A 2,156-nucleotide genomic window follows, 5' to 3' on the forward strand; every position below is an offset into this window, starting at 1 on the left:
GGGGCTGCGGGCGGCCGCCGAGCGCGGTGGTGTGCGGGTCCTGCCGGCGGCCCGCCCCGTGACGATCACGGCCGGGGGCCGGGCCGACCTGGCGGTCTTCGCCGGGGACGGGTCGTGCGTGGCGACGGTGTGCGGTGGGCGACTGGTGCATCGGCGTCGATAGCGCCGGTGGGGGCTGATCGCGCGGTTCCCCGCGCCCCTGAAAATATGAAAGCCGGGGCGCAGCCCCGCTTTCAGGGGCGCGGGGAACCGCGCGGCCCGCCCCCACCGGAGCCGCGGATGCCCGTCAGCCCGTGAACGCCTTCCCGAACGCCCCCGCCGTCTGGGTTCGTGGTCGGCTCGATGGTCTCGCGCCATCCGGACCTCGTGGCCGACCTGGTGGACCAGGGCAAGGAGGTCGGCATCCACACGTTCACGCACATCGGCCTCTCGTACCGGAGCGACGCCCGCATCGAGCGGGAGACGGCCCGGACTCAGCTCGCCCTGGCGGGCGCGGCCGGCATCACGACGACACTGTTCCGCGCCCCGTACTCCTCGCAGCCGGACGCCGTCGACAACTACAGCTGGCCCGTCTACGAGAAGCCCGGCGCGGAGGGCTGCACCAGCGTCTTCGTCGATACCGGCAGCGACGACTGGAAGCGGCCCGGCGCCTCGCAGATCGTCGAGTGGGCCACCCCGTCGAAGAACGAGGGGGCCTCGGTCCTCTTCCACGACGCGGGCGGCGAGCGTTCGCAGACGGTCGCCGCGCTCGGCACGTACATCAAGAAGATGAAGGCGAAGGGCTGCACCCTCACCACCATCAGCGGCGCCATCCTCCGCCGTCGTCGCCCTCTCGCTCGCCGCGCTCGGGTACGGCGGCCGGTACGCCTTCACGCACCGGGCGGGGACGGGCTCGTACGACCTCGACGACATCCCGTACGCCCAGGCGTTCTGGTCGGCGGGGTCCGTGACCCTGCTGATGTACGCGAAGGCGCGCCTCGGCACGGACTTCGCGCGGCTCGCCCGCCACCGGCGCCTGGACCGGCTCGTGCGGGTCTTCGACGCCCGCGCGGTGACCCTCTACCTCTGGCACGAGATCGCGCTGGTCCTGGCCGTCCCGCTGGTCGACCGGCTCTGGGAGGTCCCGGCCTTCGAGGCGTATCTGCCGCTGGGGAGCCAGCGGTTCCTGTTCGGCGTCGGCTGGGTCCTCGTCGCCGTGTTCGTGGTGCTGTGCGGCTGGGTGGAGGACGTGGCCGCGAGGAGGAAGCCGGGACTGCTGCCCTGAGGCGGGTCCGCGGCGCGGTGCACCGGCCGGCGTGCGGACCGGTGTGCGGGCCGGTGTGCGGGCCGGGCGGCGGTGGGCCGTCCGGCCCGTGCTGCCACAATGGGACCGTGACCCGCGCATCCCTGACCAAACAGCCGCACGAAGTCGCCTCGATGTTCGACGACGTCGCGGAACGCTACGACCTGACGAACGACGTGCTGTCGCTCGGCCAGGACCGGCTGTGGCGCAAGGAGGTCGCGAAGGCGGTCGACGCGCGGCCCGCCCAGAAGATCCTGGACCTCGCGGCGGGCACCGCCACCTCCTCGCTGCCCTTCGCGCGCACGGGGGCGTACGTCGTCCCCTGCGACTTCTCCCTCGGGATGCTCAGGGTCGGCAAGAGGAACCACCCCTGGCTGCCGCTCACCGCGGGCGACGCCACGAGGCTGCCGTTCAAGGACGACACCTTCGACGCGGTGACGATCTCCTTCGGCCTGCGCAACGTGCAGGACACGGACGCGGCGCTGCGGGAGCTGTACCGGGTGACGAAGCCCGGCGGACGCGTGGTGATCTGCGAGTTCTCGCACCCCACCTGGACGCCGTTCCGCACGGTCTACACCGAGTACCTGATGCGCGCGCTGCCGCCGCTGGCCCGTACGGTCTGCTCGAACCCCGACGCGTACGTCTACCTCGCCGAGTCGATCCGCGAATGGCCCGACCAGCCCGCCCTCGCCGAGCGCCTGATCGGGGCCGGCTGGTCGAAGGTGGCCTGGCGGAACCTCACGGGCGGGATCGTCGCGCTGCACCGCGGCGTCAAGCAGGGCTGACCACCGGGTCCGGGCAGCCGCCTGCCGGGTCCGGGCAGCCGGCCCCCCGCTCCGGGGAGCCCTGCCGGTCCGGGGCTTCGAGCGCGCGG

General features: G+C 73.2%; 2 protein-coding genes and 2 pseudogenes. 3 read left to right on the plus strand and 1 reads right to left on the minus strand.

Translation table 11 applies throughout. The features are described 5' to 3' along the window. Positions 1-330: 330 nt before the first annotated feature. Positions 331-543, plus strand: a pseudogene (locus HO151_RS07690) (polysaccharide deacetylase family protein); the annotation flags it as partial. Between the two features lie 29 nt (positions 544-572). Here the strand turns inward: HO151_RS07690 and HO151_RS07025 are convergent. Then, positions 573-800, minus strand: coding sequence for a hypothetical protein (locus HO151_RS07025; protein ID WP_217422847.1), 228 nt, complete (start codon positions 798-800; stop codon positions 573-575). Positions 801-814: 14 nt separating this feature from the next. Here HO151_RS07025 and HO151_RS04195 point away from each other — a divergent pair. Both HO151_RS04195 and HO151_RS04200 read left to right on the plus strand, forming a co-directional pair. Next, positions 815-1,264 (plus strand): annotated as a pseudogene (locus HO151_RS04195) (acyltransferase); the annotation flags it as partial. Positions 1,265-1,371: 107 nt separating this feature from the next. Beyond that, positions 1,372-2,067 (plus strand): demethylmenaquinone methyltransferase, encoded by a 696-nt coding sequence (locus HO151_RS04200; protein ID WP_173894762.1) that lies wholly within the window; start codon positions 1,372-1,374, stop codon positions 2,065-2,067. Positions 2,068-2,156 lie beyond the last annotated feature (89 nt).

Source organism: Streptomyces sp. 8P21H-1 (genome assembly GCF_013302945.1).

Excerpts from the sequence above, each read along its gene's own strand:
- HO151_RS07025 (WP_217422847.1), bottom strand. The coding sequence starts at position 800 with ATGGTGGTGAGGGTGCAGCCCTTCGCCTTCATCTTCTTGATGTACGTG.